Annotated in this window: 13 protein-coding genes; 12 read left to right on the top strand and 1 reads right to left on the bottom strand. The window is 58.7% G+C overall.

Annotated features, from left to right (window positions below):
* Positions 1 to 7: 7 nt before the first annotated feature.
* The 12 genes from JOD50_RS01190 (at position 8) to JOD50_RS01135 (ending at position 23,879) form a co-directional block, all read left to right on the top strand.
* Positions 8 to 820, top strand: coding sequence for an alpha/beta fold hydrolase (locus JOD50_RS01190; RefSeq protein WP_204880113.1), 813 nt, complete (start codon positions 8 to 10; stop codon positions 818 to 820).
* Between the two features lie 430 nt (positions 821 to 1,250).
* Complete coding sequence (locus JOD50_RS01185; RefSeq protein ID WP_204880112.1) at positions 1,251 to 1,760, top strand: hypothetical protein; 510 nt, start codon at positions 1,251 to 1,253, stop codon at positions 1,758 to 1,760.
* A 150-nt stretch (positions 1,761 to 1,910) separates the two neighbouring features.
* Positions 1,911 to 6,083, top strand: a complete 4,173-nt coding sequence (locus JOD50_RS01180; RefSeq protein WP_204880111.1) for a YPDG domain-containing protein — start codon at positions 1,911 to 1,913, stop codon at positions 6,081 to 6,083.
* A gap of 521 nt (positions 6,084 to 6,604) precedes the next feature.
* Complete coding sequence (locus tag JOD50_RS01175; RefSeq protein WP_204880110.1) at positions 6,605 to 11,134, top strand: YPDG domain-containing protein; 4,530 nt, start codon at positions 6,605 to 6,607, stop codon at positions 11,132 to 11,134.
* A gap of 414 nt (positions 11,135 to 11,548) precedes the next feature.
* Positions 11,549 to 13,393, top strand: a complete 1,845-nt coding sequence (locus tag JOD50_RS01170) for an ABC transporter family substrate-binding protein (RefSeq protein WP_204880109.1) — start codon at positions 11,549 to 11,551, stop codon at positions 13,391 to 13,393.
* A gap of 189 nt (positions 13,394 to 13,582) precedes the next feature.
* Complete coding sequence (locus JOD50_RS01165; RefSeq protein WP_204880108.1) at positions 13,583 to 15,115, top strand: ABC transporter permease subunit; 1,533 nt, start codon at positions 13,583 to 13,585, stop codon at positions 15,113 to 15,115.
* A gap of 80 nt (positions 15,116 to 15,195) precedes the next feature.
* Complete coding sequence (locus JOD50_RS01160) at positions 15,196 to 16,410, top strand: ABC transporter permease (protein ID WP_204880107.1); 1,215 nt, start codon at positions 15,196 to 15,198, stop codon at positions 16,408 to 16,410.
* Positions 16,411 to 16,505: 95 nt separating this feature from the next.
* Positions 16,506 to 18,197 carry a dipeptide ABC transporter ATP-binding protein gene (locus tag JOD50_RS01155; protein ID WP_204881470.1) on the top strand — a complete coding sequence of 564 codons (1,692 nt, stop codon included), beginning with the start codon at positions 16,506 to 16,508 and terminating at the stop codon, positions 18,195 to 18,197.
* Positions 18,198 to 18,488: 291 nt separating this feature from the next.
* Positions 18,489 to 20,132: an ABC transporter substrate-binding protein gene (locus JOD50_RS01150; protein WP_204880106.1), complete on the top strand. Its 1,644-nt coding sequence runs from the start codon at positions 18,489 to 18,491 to the stop codon at positions 20,130 to 20,132.
* Positions 20,133 to 20,268: 136 nt separating this feature from the next.
* Positions 20,269 to 21,198 (top strand): ABC transporter permease, encoded by a 930-nt coding sequence (locus JOD50_RS01145; RefSeq protein ID WP_101630633.1) that lies wholly within the window; start codon positions 20,269 to 20,271, stop codon positions 21,196 to 21,198.
* Between the two features lie 6 nt (positions 21,199 to 21,204).
* Positions 21,205 to 22,137 (top strand): ABC transporter permease, encoded by a 933-nt coding sequence (locus tag JOD50_RS01140; protein ID WP_109304155.1) that lies wholly within the window; start codon positions 21,205 to 21,207, stop codon positions 22,135 to 22,137.
* Positions 22,134 to 23,879 (top strand): dipeptide ABC transporter ATP-binding protein, encoded by a 1,746-nt coding sequence (locus JOD50_RS01135; RefSeq protein ID WP_420825518.1) that lies wholly within the window; start codon positions 22,134 to 22,136, stop codon positions 23,877 to 23,879. The genes JOD50_RS01140 and JOD50_RS01135 overlap by 4 nt, the downstream gene beginning before the upstream one ends.
* Positions 23,880 to 23,967: 88 nt before the next feature.
* On the opposite strand, the gene JOD50_RS01130 is transcribed toward JOD50_RS01135, so the two are convergent.
* Positions 23,968 to 24,600, bottom strand: a complete 633-nt coding sequence (locus JOD50_RS01130; RefSeq protein ID WP_204880105.1) for a hypothetical protein — start codon at positions 24,598 to 24,600, stop codon at positions 23,968 to 23,970.
* Between the last annotated feature and the right edge of the window lie 2 nt (positions 24,601 to 24,602).

Below are 24,602 nucleotides of genomic sequence, written 5' to 3'. Positions count from 1 at the left end.
TGGTCTCATGGCTGATTCTGTGGTGCTTGATGCGAACCTTCCTGTGCAGGTTGTGGGGGAGGTGCCTGTCCCGCTCGTGTTTTTGCATGGTTTGATGGGGCGCGGCCGTAATTTTGTGTCGGTGGCGCGGGCGTTGTCTTCGGTGGCGACGTCGTATCTGGTGGATCTCCCGAACCACGGTGCGGCCGCGTGGACGGATGAGTTTTCGTATGATCAGATGGCGGATTCAGTGGTTGCGACCATGAAAGCTCGTGGCGTGGATTCTGCTGTGGTGGTAGGGCATTCGATGGGCGGCAAGGTTGCGATGAAGGTTGCCTTGCGCCACGGGGATTTTGTGCGTGCGCTCGCGGTGATTGATATTTCGCCGCGTCCTGCCGATTATGAGGCGCAGGATGCGCCGTTCAAGCACCTGTTGGACAGCGTGCTGTCACTTGATCTGGTGGGGCTGGAGTCTCGCAAGGATGCCGATGCGGCTCTAGCTTCTGATGTGGATGATCAGGGTGTGCGTGCTTTCTTGTTGCAGAATCTGCAGCGTGAGGGCGATGGCTGGTCCTGGCAGCCTAACGTGGCGGGCCTGCGTTCCTGGCTGGGGAAGATTGGTGACTTCCCGAGCTCAAGCGATGATGTTCCGTATGGAGGCCCGGTGGTGTGGGTCGGTGGCGCAGATTCGGATTACATCAGCGACGCCGATGTGCCGGTCATGAAGGAGCTGTTCCCTGCGGTACGCAAGGTGATGGTCAAGGGTGCGGGGCACTGGGTGCATGCGGACCAGCCGGAGATCGTGATCCAGATCTTGGGCCGTGTTGTGCAGGGTGCGTGACGTCTATCTCGTGACGTTGAAGTCTGAAGTTGCTATGTCTCAAGTGCTTTTATTTCAACTATCCGCTATGTGAGACGACTACCGTCCGAGGTGTCGGACGTGTCTGACAGTCCGAAGGGTCGGAGCGTCTTAGTTTTCGCGGATTTGCGCCACTTCTAAGGCGCGAAGTTGGGTGACGGTGGTGAATGTTTGGTGAAGTCTCGCAATTTATCAAACGTACATGTGTAATCCTGCTTCCTGTGAAGCTACTATGAGTAGCAATGGCTTCGGCTGAGCTATGCCCTGTCCGATCTGCCAAAGGTATCGACATAGTTTTGTTGCGGTGGGTTCCGCGACGCGACGTGTGGATATGTCCCGTACCTCACGGGTGGGTGGGCGAATGCATGCTCTGCGATGGCCTGGAGTAGATACAAGAGAGGATCTCCAACTCATGACCGAGAATAAGTCTCGCGGCATCTTTGGGCGTAGTGCGTTGCGGGCTGGTGCAGCTGGTCTGACCCTCGCGCTCGCGGCTTCGCTTGCGCCTGGTTTTATCAGCTGGAGCAACCCTGCCCATGCGGCCGCTGCGCAAGACCCAATCGATTCCCCTGGTGAGTGGCTAGCCAAGAAGACCGTCAACGGTAAGGTCTTCCTGGACCGCGACGGCAACGCAGCTGCGGCAGGGTCGTCCGACGAACCGCTTGCAGGTGTCAAGGTCTACGCTCAGTGGATCGACTACAACAACAAGAAGCAGCGTGGCGCTGTGTCGCCGATCTACACCACGCAGACAAAGGCTGACGGCACATACACGATCAGCCTGCCGGACTGGACCGATGCACTCGGCACCGTCCACAAGTGGGAAGCGACTGCCGGGCAGAAGTTGCGTATTTGGGCTGAAAACCCGGACCCTGCGAACCTTCAGGTGGCCTTCATTGAAGGTGACTCTGTGTTCGGTGGCTAGGGTGACCGTTACCTCGGTACGTGGAACGGTACGGTTGGAATCCAGCTTGCTGAGAACTACAACATCTCCTACCACGAACGCGAACAGGACTGGCTGCACCTCCCAGAGGACAAGTCCACCACCGGTGAAAAACAGGTCGGCCAAGGCCGAGTGAGCGGGCGTGTCTACTATGACCAGCGCGGTACCTTCGGTAATGCGCTCTTCGTCAACCATTATCAGAAGCGTTACGGCGATGTCGCCGTTCCGAACGTGAAGATCCGCGGCTCGTACGTCCAGGATGAGGTCGCGCGTCGTTTCGATCAGTGGAAGAACGACAATAAGGGTTACACCACTGAGGCCTTCCGTGCAGCGCAGAAGCAGATCATGGCCGAATACGAGGCCGAGACCGGTAAGAGCGCTATCGCCGAAACCGTCATCACCGAAACCGATAACGAAGGCAAATACAACCTCCAGTTCAAGGGTCTGTGGGGTAACAGCTACAAGAACAACGGCATCACACGTGATGGTGAGTGGGGAGAGCTTGCTCCTGATTCGGAGACCGGTAGCTGGCTAGCCGGAAACTGGGGTTCGAAGCACATCAACTACGAGTACATGTACGTCTCGCCGGTCCTTCCCGAGGGCGTCGACTCGAACATGGACTCCTCGCAGAGCGCAATGTTCCAGGACATCCACCGCGCTTCGATGGTGCATGCAGTCTCCGGCGGACTCCACGCCGGTAACTACATTAACGACCTTGACTTCTCGCTGCGCCAGACCTCACGCGGATTTGACGTCACCCCATACAACGCCACGGACAAGCCTGCTGCTCCGGGTGACACCGCACAGACCGAAACATTCGGCCTGACCCCGAACACTGCTCACGTGATCGTTTGGACTGACAGTGAGGGTAAGGAAGTTCACCGTTGCGAGGCGAACTCCGACAACCTCGGTGTGATCCCTTCGTGTGATTTCAAGGTTCCGGAAGACCTTGCTAAGGACACCGTTTACACCGCTACGGTGTACAACGCGTCCGATGAGAGCACGCCTCTCATGGCTGACTCCTTCCTGGCCTACGTCGCTCCTGAATACAAGGAGACCGAGGTCAAGGTTGGCGAAGAAGCTACGGCTGAGCGTCCGGTCAACAAGAACGGCACCGCTGTTCCTGACTCCGCTAAGTTCGCTGCAGCAACCGCAGAGGATGTCAAGAACGCTCCTGAGTTCCAGAAGGCCGGCCTTCCGGAAGATGTCGCTCCGCAGGACTGGGTCACCGTAAACGCAGATGGCACGCTGACCATCAAGCCGGGCGCCGACGTTGAACCGGGTACTTACAACGTTCCGGTTAAGGTCACCTACGAAGATGGCACCACCAAGGTCATCAACGCACCAATCAAGGTCGTTGACGAGGACGCCAACAAGTTCGAGCCTGCGTACGAGGACAAGCTGGTTGTTCCTGGTGAGGAAACCAAGTCGTCTCCGACCTTCACTGACAAGGACGGTAAGGACACCAAGGCTCCTGAGGGTTCGAAGTTCTCGATCCCTGAGGACTTCAAGGCTCCTGAAGGCTACGAAGTCAAGATTGACGAGAACACCGGTGAGATCACCGTTACGTTCCCTGATAAGTCGAAGCTGAACAAGGACACCGTTGAGGAGTTCGATGTTCCTGTCACGGTGACCTACCCTGACGGCAGCACGGATGAGGCTCCGGCTAAGTTCAAGCTGGACACCGATGGTGACGGCGATCCTGACGTCACAGATCCGGATGACGATAATGACGGCATCCCGGACGAGGAAGACCAGAACCCGAAGGTTCCTGACCAGAACACGATCTTCGACCCTGCGTACGAAGACAAGCTGGTTGTTCCTGGTAAGGAAACCAAGTCGTCCCCGACCTTCACCGACAAGGACGGTAAGGACACTACGGCTCCTGAGGGTTCGAAGTTCTCGATTCCTGAGGACTTCAAGGCTCCTGAGGGCTACGAAGTCAAGATTGACGAGAACACCGGTGAGATCACCGTTACGTTCCCTGATAAGTCGAAGCTGAACAAGGACACCGTTGAGGAGTTCGATGTTCCTGTCACGGTGACCTACCCTGACGGCAGCACGGATGAGGCTCCGGCTAAGTTCAAGCTGGACACCGATGGTGACGGCGATCCTGACGTCACGGATCCGGATGACGATAATGACGGCATCCCGGACGAGGAAGACCAGAACCCGAAGGTTCCTGACCAGAACACGATCTACGAGCCTGGTTACGAGGATGGTTCGGGTAAGCCGGGCGATGAGGTCAAGATCGACGAGCCGTCCTTCAAGGACAAGGACGGCAACGATGTCACGCCTCCTGAGGGTACGACCTTCGGTCCTGGTGAGGACGCTCCTGATGGTGTGAAGATCGACGAGAACACTGGTGAGATCACCGTTACCATCCCTGAGGATGCGACGCCTGGTGACAAGATCACGGTTCCTGTCGAGGTGACCTACCCAGATGGTTCGAAGGACAACGTTGACGTGACCGTCACGGTTGAAGAACCTGACGCTCCTGATACCAAGCAGAACGAAGAGTTCGAGCCTGGTTACGAGGATGGTTCGGGTAAGCCGGGTGAGGACGTCAAGGTTGAGAAGCCTGAGTTCAAGGACAAGGACGGCAACGATGTCACGCCTCCTGAGGGTACGACCTTCGGTCCTGGTGAGGACGCTCCTGATGGTGTGAAGATCGACGAGAACACTGGTGAGATCACCGTTACCATCCCTGAGGATGCGACGCCTGGTGACAAGATCACGGTTCCTGTCGAGGTGACCTACCCAGATGGTTCGAAGGACAACGTTGACGTGACCGTCACGGTTGAAGAACCTGACGCTCCTGATACCAAGCAGAACGAAGAGTTCGAGCCTGGTTACGAGGATGGTTCGGGTAAGCCAGGCGATGAGGTCAAGATCGACGAGCCTACCTTCAAGGACAAGGACGGCAACGATGTCACGCCTCCAGAGGGCACGACCTTCGGTCCTGGTGAGAACGCTCCTGATGGTGTGAAGATCGACGAGAACACTGGTGAGATCACCGTTACCATCCCTGAGGATGCGACGCCTGGTGACAAGATCACGGTTCCTGTCGAGGTGACCTACCCAGATGGTTCGAAGGACAACGTTGACGTGACCGTCACGGTTGAAGAACCTGACGCTCCTGATACCAAGCAGAACGAAGAGTTCGAGCCTGGTTACGAGGATGGTTCGGGTAAGCCGGGTGAGGACGTCAAGGTTGAGAAGCCTGAGTTCAAGGACAAGGACGGCAACGATGTCACGCCTCCTGAGGGTACGACCTTCGGTCCTGGTGAGGACGCTCCTGATGGTGTGAAGATCGACGAGAACACTGGTGAGATCACCGTTACCATCCCTGAGGATGCGACGCCTGGTGACAAGATCACGGTTCCTGTCGAGGTGACCTACCCAGATGGTTCGAAGGACAACGTTGACGTGACCGTCACCGTTGAAGAGCCAGATGCTGAGGATCCTGAGACTGACAAGCCTGACTGGAAGGATGATTCCGGTAAGCCAGGCGATAAGGTCGAGATCCCGAACACCGGTGGCGACGTGCCGGAAGGCACCACCGTTGAGACGGAAGGCCCAGGCACGGCTGAGATCGATGAGGACGGCAACCTGATTGTCGACATCGATAAGGACGCCAAGCCAGGCGACAAGATCGTCGTTATCGTCAAGGATAAGGACGGCAACGAGATCGACCGCGTAGTCGTCGAGGTTGAAAAGCCTGACACTCCAGAGGTTGAGAAGCCGGACTGGAAGGACGACAAGGGTAAGCCAGGCGACAAGGTCGAGATCCCGAACACCGGTGGCCCAGTCCCAGACGGCTCCACCGTTGAGACGGAAGGCCCAGGCAAGGCCGAAATCGATGAGAACGGCAACCTCGTTGTCGACATCGATAAGGACGCCAAGCCAGGCGACAAGGTTGAGATCCCGCTGAAGCCGGGCAAGCTGCCTAAGGGCACCACGTGCGAGATTGACATGAGCACTGTTCCAGCTGGCTGGAACGTGTCCATGGGTAAGAACTGCACGCTGATCGTGGTTCCTGGTAAGGACGCTAAGCCAGGCGATATGGCTAACATCGAGGTGGACTTCACCTACCCTGATGGCAGCAAGGACACCGCGACCGCTCAGGTCACGGTTGCTCAGCCAGACGTGCCAACTCCGGCTCCGGAAACCCCAGGTAATGGTGGCGACCTTGCCCGTACCGGTGCCCAGGTTGCCGGTGTAGCAGGTATCGCTGCCGCAATGATCGCTGCAGGCTTCGGCCTGGCGTTCATGCGCCGCCGCCGTGCAGGCGAAGAAAACTAAATCGCCTAACCGGTAACCAGCCGGCATAACCCAGTAGGGGTGAGACCAGTGATGGTCTCACCCCTACTGCGTTTAACAGCCCACGATACGTGGTAGCGAAATAAGTAAAACCTTAACCTTCCCTGAAGAAAATAAGTTCCACCTGAGAAGAATTTAGGTAAGCCCTTAGTGCCCTGTTGGTCTGATAGCCTTCGCCAGAGCTGGAACGGCTACGCCATCGTCAACTAAGGCGTGTGGCGGCCGGCCGATCCTTCGGACTTCCTCTTTGTCTACAACACCTTCACGGAAAGAAGATTTCGGCTTTATGACGAAGCAAAATGTTTCTCGCCGCCGCAGCACAAAGATTGCAGCAGCGGCTCTGACCTTGGGAATGGCGAGCCCGTTCGCTTACACATTCCTCCCTGACCCCCCCATTCAATTCGGCCGCTCACGCGAACCCGTCTACTAACGCTTCCGAAGAGGTCGACAAGCCCATCTACTCACCTGGCCAGGCCAGCCAGAAGGGCACCATCTCCGGCTCCGTGAAGGAAATCGTAGAAACCGGTATTGGCTTCGGTAACATTCAGGATTCCGGTAGAGCGATCAAGGGTGTTAAGGTCTACGCCCAATGGTATGAGGGCGTTAACACTCAGCATTCGTCCCCGGTGTACTACACCGAGAGTGACGAGAACGGTAATTTCACCATCGACATGGCGCCATACACCGATGCTGCTGGCGTGACCCGTACGTTCCGCGCGGATGCCTCCGTTGGTCTTCTTGGTGACGGTGAGAAGAGCCGCGACCAATTGCGTGAGAAGATCCGTGTGTGGACTGAACTTCCGGAAGACAAGACGGATAAGTATCGTCTGGTGCACCAACCGGCGGCTGGTATTTTCCCAGGCTTTGGTGCTGTAACGACCCCGAACACTCAGGGTGATGGCCGATGGACACGTAACCGAGTCACGGGTATGACCATCCAGTACGCCCAGAAGGACCGACTACCGCAGCACCTGCCGAAGAACAAATGGGCTCAGAATGAGGGCCGTAACAACAACCACGGCGTTTACACCGGGGAGGTTTTCTGGAACCTCCACGTTCTGCAGGGCGCTCTGAACCACAACACCCTGAGCATGAAGGGCCGCAAAGATGTGGTAGCACCTGGCTTGCAGATCGTTGCGTCCTACCTCAATGACCAGGCCGTAACCAAGATCGAGGAATACGCGAAGGACAACTTCGCGGGTAAAACATTGCGGGGTAAAGGCTGGACCCCTGCTGATGAAGAGGGCCTGCAACGCTGGATTAACGCGCAGGTAGCCAAGGATCCTGAAGGTTGGATCGCCGAGACGGTGCATACCACCACTGCTTCGGATGGCACGTTCAAGCTTTATTGGAAGGGGCTGTACGGCAACAACCACACGGGTACCGGCGGCGGCATCAACCCGCCAGCGGAGAAGTTGCACAAGCTCGCCGGTTCGTGGGACGAGGGCTCGTGGCTGAACGGTAATAGGAACTCCAAGCACGTGAATATGCAGTGGAGCTACGTCAGTATCTACGACAAGGATGGCAACGAGCTTCCAGACAACGTGGGTGCGTTGTATCCGTGGTCATTGGGACGCTGGATGGGCCCTCACGCAGGTGGAGGTGACGCCCAGTACTTCGGTGGTGAGGCTAACAAGATCCTGCACGGCGATGACGTTTACGCGAACTGGAACATCGCGCTTGTTCCGCAGGCCCTGAAGTTCGATGTGGTTGACAAGAACACCACCAATAACTGGGCGATGGTGGGCGAAACGGTCCAGACTGATACGGCCGGTCTGCCGCTCACTCAGGACCTGGACTACTACGTCGAGTGGGTCGACAAGAACGGCAAAGTCGTCAAGACGTGTGAAACTCACAAGGCTGACTCCGCAACCAGGATCCCGAGTTGCGAGTTCGAGGTTCCGACGGACGCCGAGACAGGCGACACGTTTAGTGCTCGTTTGAAGCTTGCTGACGGTAACCAGGATCCGGCGGACGACCTCATCTTGGCAATCGACGCGTTCGCAGTGGCTCGTAATTACCTGAAGTACGACGAGGTTGAAGCGAAGAAGGATCAAGAGGCTTCCTCTGATCCGACGTTCGACAACCCAGCTTCCGAAGCTGTAGAAGAGAAACCTTCGCAAGCAAAGTTTGAGCTCGGCAAGCTGCCTGAGGGTGTCACGGAAGACCAGGTCTCTGTCAACGAGAAGACCGGTGTTGTGACGTTCACACCTAACGCTGAGCAAGCTGGAAAGACGTTGAGCTTCCCAGTTGTGATGCGTGACGAGGCTCTGCAGGTTCCTGTTCTCGATGAGAACGGGGACCCTGTCAAGGACGAGTCCGGTAACCCGAAGACTCAGGGCCGTATTGTTGCCCGTGCCGCGGCTACCTTCAAGGTAGAGACAACAGCAGAATCCCAGCAGTATCAGCCGGATTATGTGAGCAAGCTGGTTGTTCCTGGTCAGGAAACCAAGTCTTCTGCATTCTTCACTGATAGGGACGGTAAGGACGTAACTGCTCCTGAGGGTGCGAAGTTCGCTATTGGTGAGGGCTTCGCTGCTCCTGAGGGCTATGTCGTTGAGATTGACGAGTCCACTGGTGAGCTCACTGTTTCGTTCCCGGATAAGTCGAAGTTGAACAAGGACACCACCGAGGAGTTCGATGTTCCTGTCACGGTGACCTATAAGGATGGGTCGGCTGATGATGTGAAGGCGAATTTCAAGCTGGACACTGATGGTGATGGTAAGCCTGATGTGACGGATCCGGACGATGACGGTGACGGCATTCCGGATGAGGATGACAGTAACCCGAAGGTTCCGAACGTCAACGATCACTTCGAGCCTGAGTACGAGGATGGTTCGGGTAAGCCGGGCAGCGATGTCAAGATCGATGCTCCTTCCTTCACCGATAAGGACGGCAACCCAACCGAGGCTCCTGAGGGCACCAAGTTCACCCCAGGTGAGAACGCTCCTGAGGGTGTCAAGGTAGACGATAAGACTGGTGAGATCACCGTTCCTGTCCCTGAGGATGCAACGCCTGGTACCAAGATCGAGGTTCCTGTTGTCGTGACTTACCCTGACGGCACCAAGGACGAGGTCGAGGTGACCGTAACGGTGACCGAGAAGGACAACGGCCTTTACGAGCCTGCGTACGACGGTGGCACCGGTCAGCCTGGCGAGGACGTCAAGATTGACGAACCGACCTTCAAGGACAAGGACGGCAACGATGTCACGCCGCCTGAGGGCACGACCTTCGGTCCTGGTGAGGACGCTCCTGATGGTGTGAAGATCGACCCGAACACTGGTGAGATCACCGTTACCATCCCTGAGGATGCGACGCCTGGTGACAAGATCACGGTTCCTGTCGAGGTGACCTACCCAGATGGTTCGAAGGACAACGTTGACGTGACTGTCACCGTTGAAGAGCCTGACGCTCCAGAGGTTGAGAAGCCTGACTGGAAGGACGATAAGGGTAAGCCAGGGGAGAAGGTCGAGATCCCGAACACTGGTGGCGACGTGCCGGAAGGCACCACCGTTGAGGTTGATGGTCCGGGTAAGGCTGAGATCGATGAGAATGGCAACCTGGTTGTCGACATCAACGAGGACGCCAAGCCAGGGGATAAGGTCGTGGTTGTTGTCAAGGATAAGGACGGCAACGAGCTCGACCGCGTAGTCGTCGAAGTCGAGCAGTCTGAGGTTCCAGAGGTTCCAGAGGCGAAGGACAACGAGAAGTACGAGCCTGAGTACGACGGCGGCACCGGACAGCCTGGCGAGGACGTCAAGATCGACAAGCCAGAGTTCAAGGACGGCGACAACAACACTGTGACGCCTCCTGAGGGTACGACCTTCGGTCCTGGTGAGGGCACCCCTGAGGGTGTGACCGTCAACGAGGATGGTTCCATCGACGTAACCATCCCAGAGGACGCAACGCCTGGTACCAAGATCGAGGTTCCAGTTGTCGTGACCTACCCAGACGGTTCCACCGACGAGGTGACTGTCACTGTCACCGTGACCGAGAAGGACGCTACGCCGGTAACGCCTGCTGCACCGAAGGAAAACAACCCTTCCTTGGGCGCATCGGCTGATGACCCAGCATCCTGTGACATTCCTCCGTACGTCACCGTTGAAGACACCGAAGGTGTCGAGTACAAGGTGACCGTTGATGGTAAGGAACTGACGCCAGACGCTGAAGGCAAGTACGTCTACGAGTACGGCCAGACCGTCAAGGTTGAGGCGTTCCCGACCGAGGGCTACACCTTCCCAGAAGGCACCCAGACCACCTGGACCTACACGACCAAGCAGAACGAGGTCTGCGAGGTTCCAGAGGCTGACAAGCCTGATTGGAAGGATGATTCCGGTAAGCCAGGCGATAAGGTCGAGATCCCGAACACTGGTGGCGACGTGCCGGAAGGCTCCACCGTTGAGACGGAAGGTCCTGGTAAGGCTGAGATCGATGAGGACGGCAACCTGATTGTCGACATCGATGAGGACGCCAAGCCTGGTGACAAGGTCGTGGTTGTTGTCAAGGATAAGGACGGCAATGAGCTCGGCCGCGTGGTCGTCGAGGTTGAGAAGCCTGCTGACGATGGTAAGGGTAAGGACTCGGATAAGTACCAGCCTGAATACCCTGACACCAACGTCAAGCCTGGTGAGAAGGTTGAGATCCCGCTGAAGCCGGGCGACCTTCCTAGGGGCACCACGTGCGAGATTGACATGAGCACTGTTCCAGCTGGCTGGAACGTGTCCATGGGCAAGAACTGCACCCTGATTGTGGTTCCTGGTGAGGACGCTAAGCCAGGCGACATTGGCAACATCGAGGTGGACTTCACCTACCCTGATGGCAGCAAGGACACCGCGACCGCTCAGGTCACGGTTGCTCAGCCAGACGCTCCAGCTCCGGCTCCGGCTCCTGGTAAGGAAACCCCAGGTAATGGTGGTGACCTTGCCCGTACCGGTGCTCAGGTTGCAGGTGTTGCTGGAATCGCTGCTGCGATGATCGCTGCAGGCTTCGGTCTGGCGTTCATGCGCCGCCGCCGTGCAGGCGAAGAAAACTAATTCGCCTGACCGGTAACCAGCCGGCATAACCCAGTAGGGGTGAGACCAGAAACGGTCTCACCCCTACTGCGTTTAACAAACGCTCGGACAAAGCCGGCCTAACAACGACACCCTGCTGCCTAACAGCAAAACCCTGTCGATAGGACGCTCGAGCTAAACCAACACGGCACGTCCGAAACCCCGGGCACCACCCACGCCCTGCAACCCAGAAACAGCCCCGAGAACGAGCACAACCCGGCCATGAACGCATCATCTGAGATTAACCGTGTCGAGTTTGAAAGTTCACCTTGATATTCGCTGTGAAAAAGTGTTGTATATTACTGAGCACGTGATCTAGCTAACATTGATCATGAATTCTCACTCTAACCGGCACCGCCGAGTTGAATGCACCATTTGAGAACGACAGGAGTGGACATGCGTCTGAAGCGTATCTCCATGGCAGTTGCCGCAACCGCAGCTGCATCTTTGGCCCTCACAGCTTGCTCCCCAGGGGGCGGCAGTGACAAGAAGGACAACGGCGACAACAAGAAGGGTAGCGACAGCCAGTCTGTCGGCGATGCCAAGCAGTTCGAAGGCTCGGGCCGTTTTGAACTCAGCGGCGTAGAGACCCAGAAGAAGGAAATCAAGCTCACCGTAGGCTCCGTCGAATACGGCGGCTACAACGGCATCACTCCGGACACCTACTCCACCTACACCTCCGCTGTTGCTGGCACCTACATGCCAGGCTTCTACTACTACGGCACCGACGGCAAGATCTACCAGAACAAGGACATGGGATCCTACAAGCTCATCTCCGAAGACCCAATGAAGGTCGAATACACCATCCACGAGGATGCTGTCTGGTCTGACGGAACGCCAATCACCGTAGCTGACGCAATCTCCGCATGGGGCACGCAGTCCACCATGTCCTCCCCAGACGCTGAAAAGGACGAGGACGGCAACGCTGCACCACTCTTCAACAACGTCTCCAACGACCTCGTAGAACAGGTTCCAGACGGCCCACAGGGTGACCCAGAGGGCAAGACCTTCACCGTCACCTTCAAGGAACCAAACCCAGACTGGCAGCTACAGAGCTGGCTCGACTTCCCAGCACACGTCATCGCTAAGAACGGTGGCTTGTCCAAGGAAGAGTACATCAAGGCACTCCAGGACCAGGACGCCAAGAAGCTTGAGAAGGCTGCGAAGTTCTGGAACACCGGCTGGAACCGCGGCCCAGGCAAGCTCCCAGAAGAAGCTGACAACGTCTCGGGTGGCCCATACATCCTCGACTCGTGGCAGCAGGGCGAATCCGTCACCGTCAAGGCGAACCCTAAGTACTGGGGCGAAAAGCCAGGCGTTGAGAAGATCACCTTCCGCTTCATGGACGACTCCGCAATGGTCCAGGGTCTGAAGAACGCTGACGTTCAGGTCATCGCGCCACAGACCACCCCGGACATCGCAGACCAGCTCCACGGCCTCGAAAAGGAAAACCAGGCCAAGCTCTACTCGGGTAACCAGCTCACCTGGGAACACCTCGACTTCAACTTCCGCAAGGGCAACCTGATGGCTGACGACGTCGAGATCCGCAAGGCATTCGCCATGTGTGTTCCACGTCAGGAAATCGTTGACAAGCTGATCAAGTCCGTCAACCCAGACGCAACCGTGCTCAACGCACGTGAGATCTTCAGCGACGACGAGAACTACCAGGCAGTCCTCGACGAAGCATACGGCGGCGAATACGACGAAGTAGACATCGAAGGCGCCAAGAAGATCCTGAAGGACAAGGGCAAGGAAGGCGCAACCGTCCGCATCGGTTACGCAGCACCAAACCCACGCCGTAGCCAGGAAGTCCAGCTCATCAAGAACTCCTGTGAGAAGGCCGGCTTCAAGATCGAAGACGTCTCCTCCAAGGACTTCTTCGACCCGGGCGGCACCCTGGACACCGGTAAGTACGAAGTAGCACTCTTCGCATGGGCAGGCTCCGGCCAGAAGACCTCCGGCTGGAACATCTACCACTCGAAGGGCGCCCAGAACTACGGTAAGTTCAAGAACGCTGACGTCGACGCCGCATTCGACAAGATGAAGCGCGCAATGAGCGACGAAGACCACCTCGCAGCAGTCAAGGAAGCTGAGAAGGCTCTCTGGGAGAACCTCTACGGCATCCCAGTGTTCCAGCACCCAGCAATGGAAGCGGCAGATCCAAACCTCGCTAACATTGCACACACCGTGACCCAGTCCGGTATCACCTGGAACATCGACCAGTGGCAGTACGTCAAGTAAGCCACTCTGCTCGATAACTGAATCGCAACACGTTGCGCCCGCCAATAACTCAAGAAAGATCTGAGCACACGCTCATCACTTGAGTGGCGCAACGCAGCCACGGAAAGCGGGTCCGGAGTCAAACGACTCCGGGCCCGCTTACCGAAGCGCTATCCCATCACTTCGCACGAAACCGAAAGGTCTTCGACCGTGCTGACATTCATCCTCCGGCGTCTGGGCATCTCAGTCCTCATCCTGCTGCTAGCCACCTTCGTGGTCTACTCCCTGATCCAATTCTCAGGCGACCCGCTAGCAGGCATGCGAGAACTCGCATCCGATCCAAAGGTTCGCGTGGCCATGGAAGCCCGCATCAGAAACCTCCAGCTCGACACCCCATGGGGCCTGCGATACCTCGACTGGCTCAAAGGCACAGCAGGCTGCCTCATCGGCCAATGTGACCTCGGCCTAGACGTCAACGGAAACCAAGTCGGCGCACGCCTCGCCGCTGCAGCAGACTCGACCCTGCGACTCGTGACCCTCTCCGTGATCCTCGCGATCGTCATCGGCATCGGCATCGGTGTTCTGACCGCAGTCCGTCAGTACTCCGACCTCGACTACATCGTCACCTTCCTCGCTTTCGTGTTCTTCTCCCTGCCAGTGTTCTGGGCAGCAGTCCTGCTCAAGGAATACGCGGCCATCAACTACAACAACTGGATCGCCGACCCAGGCTTCTCAACGACGCAAGTGATCCTCACAGCGCTCGTCGCCGGCTTCGTGATCCAACTGTTCATGGGCGGATCCTGGAAACGCCGCCTCTTCAGCTTCCTCGCAACCGCCGTCATCGTCGGCGTCGCGATGGTCGCCTTCACCGCACAAGACTTCTGGCGCTACCCATCGCTCCCGCCGTGGGTCATCGCGCTCATCGTGATCGGCGTCGCCGTATTCTCGACCTCGACCGCCGTCGGCATCAAAAACAAGGAAGGCCACCGCCACGTCCTGCTGCCAGCGCTCATCTGTGCAGTACTCGTCATGGTCGTGTTCTACGCCGGCTACAACATCTTCCTCGAACCAACCGTGCTGATCCTCGCGATCGGCTTCGTACTCGCCATCGCAGTACCATGGTTGCTCGGCTTCGTCCTCGGCGGACGCCTCCGCGTCCAAGCGATCAGCGCATCGCTCGCAACCGTCGGCGTGGGTGTGCTGCTCACCATGGTCTGGCACATCTTCAACGCATGGCCAGAATTCCTCGACGCCAAGCCACGCCCGATCTCCACAATCGGCTCGCAGACGCCAAACTTCGAAGGCGGCTTCTGGCTCCAAACCCTCGACCGCGGATCGCAGATCCTCCTACCAACCATCCTGCTGACCGTCGTTTCCGTCGCATCCTACTCGCGCTACACCCGCGCAACCATGATGGAAATCAACTCGCAGGACTACATCCGCACCGCACGCGCTAAAGGCCTCCCAGAGCGCACCGTGATCCTGCGCCACGCATTCCGCAACGCGCTCATCCCAATCGTGACCATCGTCGTGATGGACTTCGCCGCCCTGATTGGTGGCGCGATCATCACCGAGCAAGTCTTCGGTTGGAAGGGCATGGGTGAGCTCTTCCAAACCGGCCTCAACAACGTTGACCCTAACCCCGTCATGGCTTTCGTGGTTGTCACAGGCGGTATCGCCGTCCTCTTCAACCTCCTGGCTGACGTGATCTACGCCCTCATCGACCCGAGGATCCGTGTATGACAACCCCGCGTAACGCACACCGCCCAGCGGATGCCCACGCAGCACGTCACTACCGGACCCACACGGAAAGGGGATAGGACATGACTCAGAACACCCCAGAAAACAAGAGCAACAAAACCATCGAAGCCTCAACAGACCAACGCGTCTCGATCTCCGCGATCGAAGACGCCAAGCTCGCGAGCAAAGACACCAAATCCCTCTCACAGGGTCAGCTCGTCTTCCGTCGCTTCGTACGCCACAAGCCAGCGATGATCTCCGCCTTCGTTCTGGCGGTCATCATCATCGTCTCCATCACCTCGATCGGCATCTCCGCATTCGGAATCACGATCCCAGGCTGGTGGCGCTTCGACTACATCGAACAAGGCGACATCATCGACGGCGGCGCGCCATCGGCAACCCACTGGTTCGGGCAAGACGCACTCGGCGTTGACTACTTCGCACTCGTGATGCGCGGAACCCAGGTCTCGCTCATCATCGCGGTCCTCGTCGGTGTCGTCTCAACCGCTCTCGGAACCCTCCTCGGTGCAATCTCCGGTTACTTCCGCGGATTTATCGACGGCCTCATCATGCGTATCGCGGACATCTTCTTCGTTGTCCCGCTGCTGCTGATCGCCGCGATCGTCGGCCGCATCGCAGGCTCCGCAGTGAACTCCCCATGGTTCCTCGGCCTCCTACTCGGCACCGTGTCCTGGGCCGGCCTCTCACGTCTGGTCCGCTCCCAGGTGCTCTCACTGCGCGAACGCGAATTCATCGACGCCGCGCGCGCCATGGGTGCATCGACCAACCGCATCGTGATGAAGCACCTCATCCCGAACACCATCGGCACCATCCTCGTCAACGCGACCCTCGCGATCGCTGCGGCCGTGTTGCTCGAAACCTCCCTGTCCTACCTTGGCTACGGCGTGCGCCCACCACAGTCCTCGCTGGGTCTGCTCATCTCGACCTACCAGAACTCGTTCACGACCCGCCCATGGCTCTTCTGGTGGCCAGGCCTCATGATCCTGACGATCGCCCTGACCATCAACTTCATTGGTGACGGTCTCCGCGACGCCTTCGACCCACGTCAGGGTGCGGGCCGCCGCAAGCGCTCCCTGTGGTCCTTCATCTTCCCAGGCAGCGCAAACCGCCGCGGCGCATGGGAAGACGAAACCGCAACCGCAGGCGCAACCACTGCCGCAGCCGACAAGGAAACCGTAGAAGACGTCTCGGCCGTCCCGATCGCGCAGGAACCTGACCAAGGAACCCCAACCGTGGACGACATCAACCCAGAGACCCCAGAAGGAGACAAGAAGTGAGCAAGCACGCGGACCCAAACAAGCCCGTGGACAACACTGACGTCTCCGGAACTCCAACACACGCAGACGCGACGGCCACGGACGCGACCACAACAGTGACGTCGCCAAGCAAACACGAAGTCGTCTTGTCATTCGACAACCTCAAAGTCGACTTCGTCACCACCGAATCCCACGTCAAAGCCGTCAAAGGCGTAACGCTCGACGTACGCCGAGGCGAAGTGCTCGCACTCGTGGGTGAATCCGGCTCCGGTAAATCCGTGACTAGCCTCTCCGCAATGGGTCTGCTCGCAGACACCGCAGAGATCCAAGGCAAGGTGCACGTCGCCGGAACCCAGGTCATCGGCCTGCCAAGCGAAAAGATGCGCCGCATGCGCGCAACCAAAGTCGCGATGGTCTTCCAGGAGCCAATGACCGCGCTCAACCCCGTGTTGACGATCGAAAAACAGCTCACCGAAGCGATGGAAGTACACAACGTCGCATACGGCCAAGCTGCCCGCGAAAAAGCGATCGAACTGCTCGACCGCGTAGGTATCCCAGATGCCGCCAAGCGCATCAACCAGTACCCGCACCAGTTCTCGGGCGGTCAGCGTCAGCGTATCGTCATCGCGATGGCGCTCGCGTGCGACCCAGAAGTCATCATCGCGGACGAACCGACCACCGCACTCGACGTGACCGTTCAGGCGGAGGTCCTCGACCTCCTGCGTGAACTCAAAGACACCCTCGACGTCGCGATCCTGCTCATCACCCACAACATGGGTGTCGTCGCAGACCTCGCAGACCGCGTCGCGGTCATGTTCATGGGTGAACTCGTCGAACAAGGCGAAGCGCGTTCACTGCTGACGAACCCGCAACACCCATACACGCAGCGCCTCCTCGCGGCAGTCCCGCGCCTCGAAGACGTCAACATCGACAGCACCGACCTCGGCGACGAAATCGCTCAAGTCACAGCCCGCATCGAACAAGAACGCGCCAACGACGAAGTTGTGGTCTCCGTGCGCGACGTCGCCGTCGAGTACAAAGTGCGCCGCGGCAAGTTCCGCGCCGTTGAAGGAGCCAACTTCAACGTCTCCAAAGGCCGCACCACCGCGCTCGTGGGGGAGTCCGGCTCCGGTAAATCCACCCTCGCGAAAGCCGTGCTCGGCCTCTTGCCGATCGCTGAAGGCGAGCTCCACATCGAAGGCAAAGACCTCACCAAGCTACGTGGCCGCGAGGCCAAGGCGATGCGTAAGAAGATGGGCGTCATCTTCCAGGACCCAGCCGCATCGCTGGACCCACGCTTCCCGATCGGCGAATGCATCACCGAACCGATGGTTGTGCACAAGGTAGGGGACAAGAAGTCACGCATCGAACGGGCTAAAACCCTGCTCGACGCGGTCAAGCTTCCTTCCGACGTCATCAACCGCTACCCACACGAGCTCTCCGGTGGTCAGAAGCAGCGCGTCGGCATCGCCCGCGCACTGTCCCTGGACCCAACCCTGCTCATCGCCGACGAACCGACCTCCGCGCTCGACGTGTCGGTGCAGGCCGTGGTTCTGGAAATGCTGACCGAACTGCAGAAAGAGTTCGGGTTCGCATGCCTGTTCGTCTCCCACGACCTCGCAGTCGTTGACCACCTCGCCGACGACGTCGTTGTGATGCGCTCCGGCAAGGTCGTCGAACAAGGCCCAGCGGACCTCGTGCTGCACTACCCACGCGAAGAATACACGCGTGAACTGCTCGCAGCCGCTCCAGTTCCGGACCCAGACCTGCAGGCGGAACGCCGCCGTGAACGTTTGAAACTCGGCTAAACGAAATCTCGGACTAAAGAAAATTCAAGAAAAATAGGCGCGGTTCCCAGCGTTCACAAGGCTCATTCAACCCAGGAATAAGCCCGAGAACCGGGGGCCGCTCCTATTAGTTACCTCACACCGGAGCTCCTAAGTCGAACCTGTTCGGTTGGCTCACATATACTTCCTCCCTATAAGATGAGTGAACACGGCCATAGAATTGTGGCCGACACAACTCGTCATTAACACGCGCCTCAGAGGCAGGCTGAACCAAAGGCTTGTGTCCTGAAGCCATTCATTTCGGAGGTATACGTGAAGAACAACCGGAAGATTTCCGCTCTTTCTGTTCTCGCAATTTCCGCACTCGGACTCGCTGCGTGCGGCGGCGGAGGCGGCGGCGAAAAGGGCAACGGTGGGGGAGAAGCCAACCCAGACGCCATCATCACCACCAACGGCACTGAGCCACAGAACCCGCTGATCCCAACCAACACCACCGAGGTTGGCGGCGGTAAAATCATCGACCTCATCTTCGCGGGCCTCGTCTCCTTCGAAGCTGACGGCACCCCACGCATGGACCAGGCAGAGTCCATCGAACCAAACGATGACAACACCGTCTGGACCGTCAAGCTTAAGGAAGGCCTCAAGTTCTCCGACGGCACCCCAGTCACCTCCGATTCCTTCATCAAGGCATGGAACTACGGCGCCGACGTCGCTAACGCCCAGGGTGGCCAGTACTTCTTCGATAACATCAAGGGCTACTCGGCAGACAAGAAGGGCGCAGAACTCACCGGCCTCAAGAAGGTCTCCGACACCGAGTTCACCGTAGAACTCATCAACCCAGAAGCTGACTTCCTCAAGCGCATCGGCTACTCCGCATTCGTGCCACTGCCAGAGTCCGCGTTCAAGGACATGAAGAAGTTCGGTGAAAACCCTATCGGCAACGGCCCATACAAGTTCGAATCCGAAGGCGCTTGGAAGCACAACCAGGGCGTCAAGCTCGTCAAGTCCGACTCCTACAAGGGCCCACGCGAGCCAAAGAACGGCGGCGTGGAAATCACCTTCTACGAGTCCGCTAAGACCGCATACGCTGACACCCAGGCCGATCGCCTCGACATCCTCGACCAGATCGACCCATCGAACTTCGCGACCTACAAGGCAGACTTCGACGGCCGCAACGTCAACCAGCCAGCAGCAATCTTCCAGTCCTTCACGATCCCGCAGTACCTGGATCACTTCAAGAACGACGAAGAAGGCAAGCTGCGCCGCCAGGCCATCTCCATGGCCATCGACCGTGAAGAGATCACCAAGACCCTCTTCGACGGTACCCGTACCCCGGCATCCGACTTCACCTCCCCAGTGCTTGAAGGCTGGGACAACTGGGGTAAGAACGCCGAAGGTAACGACGTCCTGAAGTTCAACCCAGAAGAAGCTAAGAAGCGCTGGGCTGAAGCCGACAAGATCAGCAAGTACGAAGGCACCTTCACCATCGCCTACAACGCTGACGGCGGCCACCAGGAATGGGTCGACGCCCTCTCCAACCAGCTCTCGCGCAACCTCGGCATCAAGGCTCAGGGTAAGTCCTACCCAGCCTTCAAGGGCCTGCTGGACGACCAGGACAGCGACAAGATGACCGGCGCAATGCGCTCCGGTTGGCAGTCGGACTACCCATCGCAGATCAACTTCCTCGCACCGCTCTACAAGACCGGCGCTGGCTCGAACTACGGCCGTTACACCTCGAAGGAATTCGACGGCTACCTCGAGCAGGCTGGATCCGCTGACAGCCCAGAGCAGGCAGACGAGCTCTACGCAAAGGCACAGTCGACCCTGCTCAACGACCTGCCAGCTATCCCACTCTGGTACAACAACGTCAACGGTGTCTGGAGCAGCAAGGTAGACAACGTTGAATTCGGCTGGAACTCCGTGCCGATCTACACCGAAGTCACCAAGAGCGAGTAAAACTAGCTCCCATGTGACGAGGCTTCACACACGTCTGACACCGCTGCGAGCGGGCAAAGAACGCACGCAGCGGTGTCAGCGTGTCTAAGCCACCCCGAACCGAAACCGAACACCAAACCCCGAAACCGAGGCACCCATGCTCTGGTACATCGGCCGACGACTGCTACAGCTGATCCCGGTCTTCTTTGGTGCAACGCTTCTCATCTACCTGATGGTCTTCGCGTTGCCAGGCGACCCGATCGCGGCCCTGTTCGATGGCAAAGCTCCATCCCCGGCTGTCATCCAAGAAATTCGTGAACAATACAACCTCGACAAGCCAGTCCTGATCCAGTACCTCATCTGGATCGGCGGCGTCTTCACCGGCGACCTAGGCACAACCTATACAGGCCGTGCAGTCTCCGACGTCATGGCTGAAGCGTTCCCGCTCACCGCGACCCTGGCCGTACTCGCCCTCATCTTCGAAGCGATCATCGGCATCACCTTCGGCCTCGTCGCAGGCCTGCGCAAGGGCGGTATCACCGACAGCGTCGCGCTGGTCCTTTCGCTGCTGCTGATCTCGGTACCAACCTTCGTCGTGGGTTTCCTAGTCCAGTACTTCCTCGGCGTGAAGTGGGACATCATCCCGCCATCCATCTCCGGTAACGGACCATGGACGCAAATGATCGCGCCCGCGGCGGTTCTCGCATCTGTATCCATCGCGAACGTCCTGCGACTCACCCGCGCATCCGTCGCCGAAAACGTCGGTGCCGACTTCGTCCGCACCGCAACCGCCAAGGGCCTCTCACGCGGCCGAGTGATCCGCGTCCACGTACTGCGTAACTCGCTCATCCCCGTGGTGACCTACCTCGGCATCGACCTCGGCTCCCTCATGGTTGGCGCGATCGTCACCGAAGGTATCTTCAACATCCCAGGCGTTGGTGGCACCGTCTACCAGGCGGTCATCCGAGGAGAAGGCCCAACCGTGGTCTCCTTCGTTGCGGTCATGGTGATCATCTTCATGCTCGCCAACCTGCTGGTCGATATCCTCTATGCGGTGCTTGACCCGCGCATTCGTTACGGGAAGTGATGCTCCATGAAGCGTTATGTAGCCCCCATTGAAGAGACCCCGCTGCAGAGCGTCGACGAGGTCGACGTCTCCGCGAAGCCAACCAGCGTCTGGTCAGACGCCTGGCGCGACATGCGCAAGCGAGTCATCACGTGGATCTGCCTCGTGCTCGTTGCGCTCATCATCTTCGTCGCCCTGTTCCCGCAGCTGTTCACCTCAGGTGACCCATCGGGTGCAGCGTGCGAACTCCGGAACTCGCTCGCGGCACCAAGCCCGGGGCATCCGTTCGGCTTCGACAAGCAAGGCTGTGATGTCTACACGCGCGTGATCTACGGAACCCGCGCATCGCTGACCGTTGGCCTGCTCTCCACCGCGCTCGCAACCCTCATCGGTGCGACCATCGGCGCGATCGCCGGCTACTTCGGCGGCTGGCTCGACGCCGTGATCTCCCGTCTCGGCGACATCTTCTTCGCGATCCCATCCGTGCTCGGCGCGATCGTTATGATGCAGATCGCTCCATTCGGCCGCGGCGTCGTGATGCTCTCGCTCACGCTCGCAGTCTTCGGCTGGCCGCAAGTCGCCCGCATCATGCGCGGCGCTGTGCTCACAGCCAAGCAGCAAGACTTCGTGACCGCAGGCATCGCACTCGGCGTATCCCGCGGCAAGAACCTCATCCGCCACGTGATCCCGAACTCCCTGGCACCCGTCATCGTGATCGCGACCGTGTCAATGGGTACCTACATCGTCGCGGAAGCAACCCTGTCCTTCCTGGGCGTGGGCCTGCCGCCAGAGGTCATCTCGTGGGGCTTCGACATCTCCACGGCACAGAACGTCATCCGCACCGCGCCAAACCTGCTGTTCTACCCGGCAGGCGCACTCGCCATCACAGTTCTCTCCTTCCTGCTGCTAGGCGACGTGGTCCGAGACGCGCTTGACCCGAAGGCGAGGGCACGCCGATGAAAGATCAGAACATGAACGAGAACACCCAGCCAGTCACCGACGCAACAGACGACCGCACGCCGCTGCTGGACGTCAAAGACCTCGAAGTCACCTTCTCAACGCAAGCGGGCCCAGTGCACGCCGTGCGCGGCGTGAGCTTCGAGCTCTTCCAGGGCGAAAACCTCGCGATCGTTGGTGAATCCGGTTCCGGTAAATCCACGTCCGTGACCGCGATCCTCGGCCTGCTCGCATCCAACGGCAGCATCACCGGCGGTAAGGCGACCTTCAACGGCATCGACCTCACCAAGGCGCCACGCAAGAAGCTCGAAGAAATCCGCGGCCGCGAAATCGGCTACGTCCCGCAGGACCCGATGTCCAACCTCAACCCGGTGTGGAACATCGGCTTCCAGGTCCAAGAGACCATCGAAGCGAACACGTCACTGCGCGGAAAAGCTGCACGCGAACGCGTCATCGAGGTTCTCAAGGAAGCCGGCCTTCCGAAGCCTGAAGGCCGCCTCAAGCAGTACCCGCACCAGTTCTCCGGCGGTATGCGCCAGCGCGTACTGATCGGCATCGGCATGTCTGCGAACCCGCGCCTGCTGGTCGCCGACGAACCGACTTCCGCGCTCGACGTCACCGTGCAGCGTCGCATCCTCGACCACCTCGGTGAATTGACCCGCGAACACGGCACCTCGGTCATCTTCATCACCCACGACCTCGGCCTCGCAGCTGAGCGCGCCGAGAAACTCGTGGTGATGTACAAGGGGCAGGTCGTCGAATACGGGGACTCCAAGGAGATCCTCGCCAACCCGATGCACCCGTACACCAAGCGCCTCGTCGGTGCCGCGCCGTCGCTGGCTTCCCGCCGCATCCAAAAGGTGCAGGAAGGCGACGACGTCGCGATGGGCGCAGACGAGAAGCTGCTACGTCGTCACGAGGAAACCCCGGACGTCAAGCGAGTCGATGAAAACCCCCTCATCGAATTCACCGACGTCACCAAGGTGTACAAGATCCGCGAAAAGGGCCTCAAAACCACCGACTTCAAGGCCGTGGACAAGGTCTCGCTGCAGATCCCACGGGGAACCACGATGGGCGTTGTCGGCGAATCGGGGTCCGGTAAGTCAACGCTGGCGAAGATGTTCCTCAAACTCGAGGACATCACCGAAGGAACCATGACCTTCGACGGCAAGGACGTTGCGAACTGGCCGCAGAAGGATCTGCTCGCGTTCCGTCGCCGCGTTCAGCCGGTGTTCCAGGACCCATACGGAACCCTGGACCCGATGCGTTCGATCGGCGCCTCGATCGCGGAACCGCTCGAAACGCACAAGATCGGCGACCGCCGCAGCCGCCGCAAGACGGTCGAAGAGCTCCTGAACCAGGTATCGCTTCCGAAAGCGACAGCAAACCGCTACCCAGGTGAGCTTTCGGGTGGTCAGCGTCAGCGCATCGCAATCGCACGTGCGCTCTCGCTCAAGCCCGAGGTGCTGGTTCTCGACGAAGCCGTGTCCGCACTCGATGTGCTAGTCCAAGGTCAGGTCCTTAACCTGCTAGCCGATCTGCAGACCGAGCTCGGATTGACCTACCTGTTCATCACTCACGACCTCGCAGTCGTGCGCATGGTCGCCGACCAAGTCACCGTGATGAAGAACGGCCAAGTGGTTGAGCAAGCCTCCACCGACGAGGTCTTCGACAACCCGAAGGAACAGTACACACGCGACTTGCTCGAAGCGATCCCAGGCGGAGACTTCGTATTCGGCAGCTGACGCCGAGCATCTTAAATGCTGTGGGGTGTTGACCGGGCATCGGTCAACACCCCACAGCGTTTAAACTCACGAGTTAAGCGTTAACTAACTAAGCGATCACCAACAGCACGACCGTGGCCACTGTAACCACACCGAACATGATCCACTGAAGCGAAAGCCACGTTTTCGTGACCTCAGCGTTCACAGCATCGGCATCCAGCTCACCAGCCTCAACAGCCTTCAACTGGGCATCCTTATACCGCATCACCTGAGCGGAAATACCCTGCCCCTCACGCAACTTAGCGGCGCGATCCTCAACCTGGCTCGGATCAACACCATGACGCAACAAATCAGCGTCAGCCGCCTTCGCACGCAAAGCCTTACGCCGCTGACCCATGCCCTGAACAGGCGCCGACCACACGCGAGTCACCACGCCATCGGTATCAGTCAACTCAACGAAATAAACATCCTGCGCCTCACGCAACCTAGCCCACGGAATCCGAACCACACTCGTCGCGTTATGCACCACGACCGCCTCCGGCTCCACCACGAGCCGTGGCAAAATTAGCGTCCAAGCGACAAGCATCACCAACGCCAACGTGCCGAACGACGTCGCGACACCCGCATAGAAAAAACCGCGCGCAAACGCATCCACGGCCGCGAAAGCGCCAAAGCCAAGAACAACCACGCCCAGAATCCAGCCAGACAAGTTACGGGTCAACGTCAACGGAGAAACGATCATAG

It is taken from the genome of Pseudoglutamicibacter cumminsii, assembly GCF_016907775.1.
GTDB classification, from domain to species: Bacteria; Actinomycetota; Actinomycetes; order Actinomycetales; family Micrococcaceae; genus Pseudoglutamicibacter; species Pseudoglutamicibacter cumminsii.
This window is presented reverse-complemented; position numbering and strand designations above follow the sequence as displayed.

What these genes read in the sequence shown, in the direction of transcription:
- JOD50_RS01190 (WP_204880113.1), top strand. Translation starts at nt 8, where the DNA reads ATGGCTGATTCTGTGGTGCTTGATGCGAACCTTCCTGTGCAGGTTGTG.
- JOD50_RS01185 (WP_204880112.1), top strand. Translation starts at nt 1,251, where the DNA reads ATGACCGAGAATAAGTCTCGCGGCATCTTTGGGCGTAGTGCGTTGCGG.
- JOD50_RS01170 (WP_204880109.1), top strand. Translation starts at nt 11,549, where the DNA reads ATGCGTCTGAAGCGTATCTCCATGGCAGTTGCCGCAACCGCAGCTGCA.
- JOD50_RS01160 (WP_204880107.1), top strand. Translation starts at nt 15,196, where the DNA reads ATGACTCAGAACACCCCAGAAAACAAGAGCAACAAAACCATCGAAGCC.
- JOD50_RS01145 (WP_101630633.1), top strand. Translation starts at nt 20,269, where the DNA reads ATGCTCTGGTACATCGGCCGACGACTGCTACAGCTGATCCCGGTCTTC.
- JOD50_RS01140 (WP_109304155.1), top strand. Translation starts at nt 21,205, where the DNA reads ATGAAGCGTTATGTAGCCCCCATTGAAGAGACCCCGCTGCAGAGCGTC.
- JOD50_RS01135 (WP_420825518.1), top strand. Translation starts at nt 22,134, where the DNA reads ATGAAAGATCAGAACATGAACGAGAACACCCAGCCAGTCACCGACGCA.
- JOD50_RS01130 (WP_204880105.1), bottom strand. Translation starts at nt 24,600, where the DNA reads ATGATCGTTTCTCCGTTGACGTTGACCCGTAACTTGTCTGGCTGGATT.